This window comes from Aliivibrio wodanis (genome assembly GCF_052920805.1).
Genome location: NZ_JBREXA010000008.1, coordinates 25,488 through 31,839, shown reverse-complemented (window position 1 = coordinate 31,839; position 6,352 = coordinate 25,488). Strand labels below are relative to the sequence as shown.

The 6,352-nt window shown below is 47.6% G+C and carries 5 rRNA genes; all 5 read left to right on the top strand.

Features of this window, described 5'->3' with window-relative positions:
- A 23S ribosomal RNA gene (locus tag ACU5DF_RS23230) occupies positions 1–349 on the top strand; the annotation flags it as partial.
- Between the two features lie 136 nt (positions 350–485).
- Positions 486–601, top strand: a 5S ribosomal RNA gene (gene rrf, locus ACU5DF_RS23225).
- Positions 602–1,001: 400 nt separating this feature from the next.
- A 16S ribosomal RNA gene (locus ACU5DF_RS23220) occupies positions 1,002–2,543 on the top strand.
- Between the two features lie 330 nt (positions 2,544–2,873).
- Positions 2,874–5,760, top strand: a 23S ribosomal RNA gene (locus ACU5DF_RS23215).
- Between the two features lie 136 nt (positions 5,761–5,896).
- Positions 5,897–6,011, top strand: a 5S ribosomal RNA gene (rrf, locus tag ACU5DF_RS23210).
- Positions 6,012–6,352 lie beyond the last annotated feature (341 nt).

Genomic DNA, 6,352 nt, shown 5'->3' with positions numbered 1-6,352 from the left:
TCGCCATTTAAAGTGGTACGCGAGCTGGGTTTAAAACGTCGTGAGACAGTTCGGTCCCTATCTGCCGTGGGCGTTGGATGATTGAAAGGGGCTGCTCCTAGTACGAGAGGACCGGAGTGGACGAACCTCTGGTGTTCGGGTTGTTACGCCAGTAGCATTGCCCGGTAGCTAAGTTCGGGATCGATAAACGCTGAAAGCATCTAAGCGTGAAGCGAGCCTTGAGATGAGTCATCCCTGATACTATACGTATCCTAAAGGGTTGTTGGAGACTACGACGTAGATAGCAGGGTGTGTAAGTGCTGCGAGGCATTGAGCTAACCTGTACTAATTGCCCGTGAGGCTTAACCATACAACACCCAAGGGGTTTTGAACGGATTTAAAGTTGCAAGAAACAGATTGAATGTGATTAAGAACAACTCTTTATATAGAGAAACGGCTTTCCAGATTATTATTTATCTCTTAGTGAGGTAGATAGAAAGAATTTGCTTGGCGACCATAGCGTTATGGACCCACCTGATCCCATGCCGAACTCAGAAGTGAAACGTAATAGCGCCGATGGTAGTGTGGGGTTTCCCCATGTGAGAGTAGGACATCGCCAGGCTTGAATTTGAATAAGTGCCCGTTCAATAGAACGGGCTTTTATTTCGCTCCCAGATTGTCACTGTGAGCCAAGTCAACATAACGTTTTTAAGTCTTTCATAAATAAATGAAAAAGTTGAAAATATTATCTTGACTTTCAAATCAGAAAGCGTATTATACGCAGCCTGAAGCGACGAAGCGGTAACGCTAAGTGGTTGAAAGACAAGCTCTTTAACAATTTAACCAAATCAATCTGTGTGGGCACTTGTGAGTTGATAATCACTAGTTTGCTTTTACTTTTCGAAGTGAATTCAAACAAAATAATCAATGAACTGAGTGACTACACAAAATTACTTTTATGTAAGAAATCAGTATTAATCATTGAGCCGGTTTTGTTTCTGCTGAAACAAACCAAAAAACTTTAATTGAAGAGTTTGATCATGGCTCAGATTGAACGCTGGCGGCAGGCCTAACACATGCAAGTCGAGCGGTAACAGAAATTAGCTTGCTAATTTGCTGACGAGCGGCGGACGGGTGAGTAATGCCTGGGAATATGCCTTAGTGTGGGGGATAACTATTGGAAACGATAGCTAATACCGCATAATGTCTTCGGACCAAAGAGGGGGATCTTCGGACCTCTCGCGCTAAGATTAGCCCAGGTGAGATTAGCTTGTTGGTGAGGTAAGAGCTCACCAAGGCGACGATCTCTAGCTGGTCTGAGAGGATGATCAGCCACACTGGAACTGAGACACGGTCCAGACTCCTACGGGAGGCAGCAGTGGGGAATATTGCACAATGGGCGAAAGCCTGATGCAGCCATGCCGCGTGTATGAAGAAGGCCTTCGGGTTGTAAAGTACTTTCAGTCGTGAGGAAGGGTGTGTAGTTAATAGCTGCACATCTTGACGTTAGCGACAGAAGAAGCACCGGCTAACTCCGTGCCAGCAGCCGCGGTAATACGGAGGGTGCGAGCGTTAATCGGAATTACTGGGCGTAAAGCGCATGCAGGTGGTTTGTTAAGTCAGATGTGAAAGCCCGGGGCTCAACCTCGGAACCGCATTTGAAACTGGCAAACTAGAGTGCTGTAGAGGGGGGTAGAATTTCAGGTGTAGCGGTGAAATGCGTAGAGATCTGAAGGAATACCAGTGGCGAAGGCGGCCCCCTGGACAGACACTGACACTCAGATGCGAAAGCGTGGGGAGCAAACAGGATTAGATACCCTGGTAGTCCACGCCGTAAACGATGTCTACTTGGAGGTTGTGGCCTTGAGCCGTGGCTTTCGGAGCTAACGCGTTAAGTAGACCGCCTGGGGAGTACGGTCGCAAGATTAAAACTCAAATGAATTGACGGGGGCCCGCACAAGCGGTGGAGCATGTGGTTTAATTCGATGCAACGCGAAGAACCTTACCTACTCTTGACATCCAGAGAATTCGCTAGAGATAGCTTAGTGCCTTCGGGAACTCTGAGACAGGTGCTGCATGGCTGTCGTCAGCTCGTGTTGTGAAATGTTGGGTTAAGTCCCGCAACGAGCGCAACCCTTATCCTTGTTTGCCAGCACGTAATGGTGGGAACTCCAGGGAGACTGCCGGTGATAAACCGGAGGAAGGTGGGGACGACGTCAAGTCATCATGGCCCTTACGAGTAGGGCTACACACGTGCTACAATGGCGCATACAGAGGGCTGCAAGCTAGCGATAGTGAGCGAATCCCAAAAAGTGCGTCGTAGTCCGGATCGGAGTCTGCAACTCGACTCCGTGAAGTCGGAATCGCTAGTAATCGTGAATCAGAATGTCACGGTGAATACGTTCCCGGGCCTTGTACACACCGCCCGTCACACCATGGGAGTGGGCTGCAAAAGAAGTGGGTAGTTTAACCTTCGGGAGGACGCTCACCACTTTGTGTTCATGACTGGGGTGAAGTCGTAACAAGGTAGCCCTAGGGGAACCTGGGGCTGGATCACCTCCTTAAACGATAGATTACGATTTATGAGTGTTCACACAGATTGATTAGGTTTTAATAAGTTGAAGTGACAGAGCTTTAATTAATGATTTCGATTATTGATTAAAGCTTTTTGCTTTAAGCTCTTTAACAATTTGGAAAGCTGACTGATTTAAATAACTTACGAGTTATTCAAATCAAAATTTAAAAGTTCTTAATATCTTTTGTTTATCTTAGATAAACAAATTAAAAACACATTCAAGTGTTCTTGTATTTTGAATCCGGCGAAAAACCAGAACTCGCAATGACGAGTTCAACCCTTGGTTGTTTATGCCATACGAAACCTCTTGGGGTTGTATGGTTAAGTGACTAAGCGTACACGGTGGATGCCTTGGCAGTCAGAGGCGATGAAAGACGTATTAACTTGCGATAAGCCCAGATTAGGTAGTAAAAACCTTTTGAGTCTGGGATTTCTGAATGGGGAAACCCACTAGCATAAGCTAGTATCGCTGCGTGAATACATAGCGCAGCGAAGCAAACCGGGAGAACTGAAACATCTAAGTACCCCGAGGAAGAGAAATCAACCGAGATCCCGAAAGTAGCGGCGAGCGAAATTGGGTTAGCCCTTAAGCTTTTAATGAGACAGGTGAAGCCTCTGGAAAGTGGCGCGATACAAGGTGATAGCCCTGTAACCGACATCTCATCATCAGTGAAAACGAGTAAGGCGGGACACGTGATATCCTGTCTGAATATGGGGGACCATCCTCCAAGGCTAAATACTACTGACTGACCGATAGTGAACCAGTACCGTGAGGGAAAGGCGAAAAGAACCCCTGTGAGGGGAGTGAAATAGAACCTGAAACCGTGTACGTACAAGCAGTAGGAGCATACTTGTTATGTGACTGCGTACCTTTTGTATAATGGGTCAGCGACTTATATTCAGTGGCAAGGTTAACCGTTTAGGGGAGCCGTAGGGAAACCGAGTCTTAACTGGGCGTTCAGTCTCTGGATATAGACCCGAAACCAAGTGATCTAGCCATGGGCAGGTTGAAGATTGAGTAACATCAATTGGAGGACCGAACCGACTAATGTTGAAAAATTAGCGGATGACTTGTGGCTAGGGGTGAAAGGCCAATCAAACTTGGAGATAGCTGGTTCTCCCCGAAATCTATTTAGGTAGAGCCTCGGACGAATACTACTGGGGGTAGAGCACTGTTAAGGCTAGGGGGTCATCCCGACTTACCAACCCTTTGCAAACTCCGAATACCAGTAAGTACTATCCGGGAGACACACGGCGGGTGCTAACGTCCGTCTTGGAGATGAAACAACCCAGACCGCCAGCTAAGGTCCCAAAGTTATAGCTAAGTGGGAAACGATGTGGGAAGGCTCAGACAGCCAGGATGTTGGCTTAGAAGCAGCCATCATTTAAAGAAAGCGTAATAGCTCACTGGTCGAGTCGGCCTGCGCGGAAGATGTAACGGGGCTAAGCTATACACCGAAGCTGCGGCAATGCAATTTATTGTGTTGGGTAGGGGAGCGTTCTGTAAGCCGTCGAAGGTGTGCTGTAAGGCATGCTGGAGGTATCAGAAGTGCGAATGCTGACATGAGTAACGATAAAGGGGGTGAAAAACCCCCTCGCCGGAAGACCAAGGGTTCCTGTCCAACGTTAATCGGGGCAGGGTAAGTCGACCCCTAAGGCGAGGCTGAAAAGCGTAGTCGATGGGAAACGGGTTAATATTCCCGTACTTCTTATAATTGCGATGGGGGGACGGAGAAGGCTAGGTGGGCTTGGCGACGGTCGTCCAAGTTCAAGTGCGTAGGCTAAGAGTTTAGGTAAATCCGGACTCTTGTTAGGCTGAGACACGATGTCGAGCATCTACGGATGTGAAGCCATTGATGCCATGCTTCCAGGAAAAGCCTCTAAGCTTCAGATTATAAGAAATCGTACCCCAAACCGACACAGGTGGTCGAGTAGAGAATACTAAGGCGCTTGAGAGAACTCGGGTGAAGGAACTAGGCAAAATGGTACCGTAACTTCGGGAGAAGGTACGCTCCTAGCGGTGATGAGACTTGCTCTCTAAGCTGCCGGGAGTCGCAGATACCAGGTGGCTGCAACTGTTTATTAAAAACATAGCACTGTGCTAAATCGTAAGATGACGTATACGGTGTGACGCCTGCCCGGTGCTTGAAGGTTAATTGATGGGGTTAGACTTCGGTCGAAGCTCTTGATCGAAGCCCAAGTAAACGGCGGCCGTAACTATAACGGTCCTAAGGTAGCGAAATTCCTTGTCGGGTAAGTTCCGACCTGCACGAATGGCGTAATGATGGCCACGCTGTCTCCACCCGAGACTCAGTGAAATTGAAATCGCTGTGAAGATGCAGTGTACCCGCGGCTAGACGGAAAGACCCCGTGAACCTTTACTACAGCTTGGCACTGAACATTGACCCTACATGTGTAGGATAGGTGGGAGCCTTTGAAACCAGTACGCTAGTATTGGTGGAGGCAATCTTGAAATACCACCCTTGTATGCTTGATGTTCTAACGTTGGCCCCTTATCGGGGTTGCGGACAGTGCCTGGTGGGTAGTTTGACTGGGGCGGTCTCCTCCCAAGAGTAACGGAGGAGCACGAAGGTGGGCTAAACACGGTTGGACATCGTGTGGTTAGTGCAATGGCATAAGCCCGCTTGACTGCGAGAATGACAATTCGAGCAGGTACGAAAGTAGGTCATAGTGATCCGGTGGTTCTGAATGGAAGGGCCATCGCTCAACGGATAAAAGGTACTCCGGGGATAACAGGCTGATACCGCCCAAGAGTTCATATCGACGGCGGTGTTTGGCACCTCGATGTCGGCTCATCACATCCTGGGGCTGAAGTCGGTCCCAAGGGTATGGCTGTTCGCCATTTAAAGTGGTACGCGAGCTGGGTTTAGAACGTCGTGAGACAGTTCGGTCCCTATCTGCCGTGGGCGTTGGATGATTGAAAGGGGCTGCTCCTAGTACGAGAGGACCGGAGTGGACGAACCTCTGGTGTTCGGGTTGTTACGCCAGTAGCATTGCCCGGTAGCTAAGTTCGGGATCGATAAACGCTGAAAGCATCTAAGCGTGAAGCGAGCCTTGAGATGAGTCATCCCTGATACTATACGTATCCTAAAGGTTGTTGGAGACTACGACGTAGATAGGCAGGGTGTGTAAGTGCTGCGAGGCATTGAGCTAACCTGTACTAATTGCCCGTGAGGCTTAACCATACAACACCCAAGGGGTTTTGAACGGATTTAAAGTTGCAAGAAACAGATTGAATGTGATTAAGAACAACTCTTTATATAGAGAAACGGCTTTCCAGATTATTATTTATCTCTTAGTGAGGTAGATAGAAAGAATTTGCTTGGCGACCATAGCGTTATGGACCCACCTGATCCCATGCCGAACTCAGAAGTGAAACGTAATAGCGCCGATGGTAGTGTGGGGTTTCCCATGTGAGAGTAGGACATCGCCAGGCTTGAATTTGAATAAGTGCCCGTTCAATAGAACGGGCTTTTATTTCGCTCCCAGATTGTCACTGTGAGCCAAGTCAACATAACGTTTTTAAGTCTTTCATAAATAAATGAAAAAGTTGAAAATATTATCTTGACTTTCAAATCAGAAAGCGTATTATACGCAGCCTGAAGCGACGAAGCGGTAACGCTAAGTGGTTGAAAGACAAGCTCTTTAACAATTTAACCAAATCAATCTGTGTGGGCACTTGTGAGTTGATAATCACTAGTTTGCTTTTACTTTTCGAAGTGAATTCAAACAAAAATAATCAATGAACTGAGTGACTACACAAAATTACTTTTATGT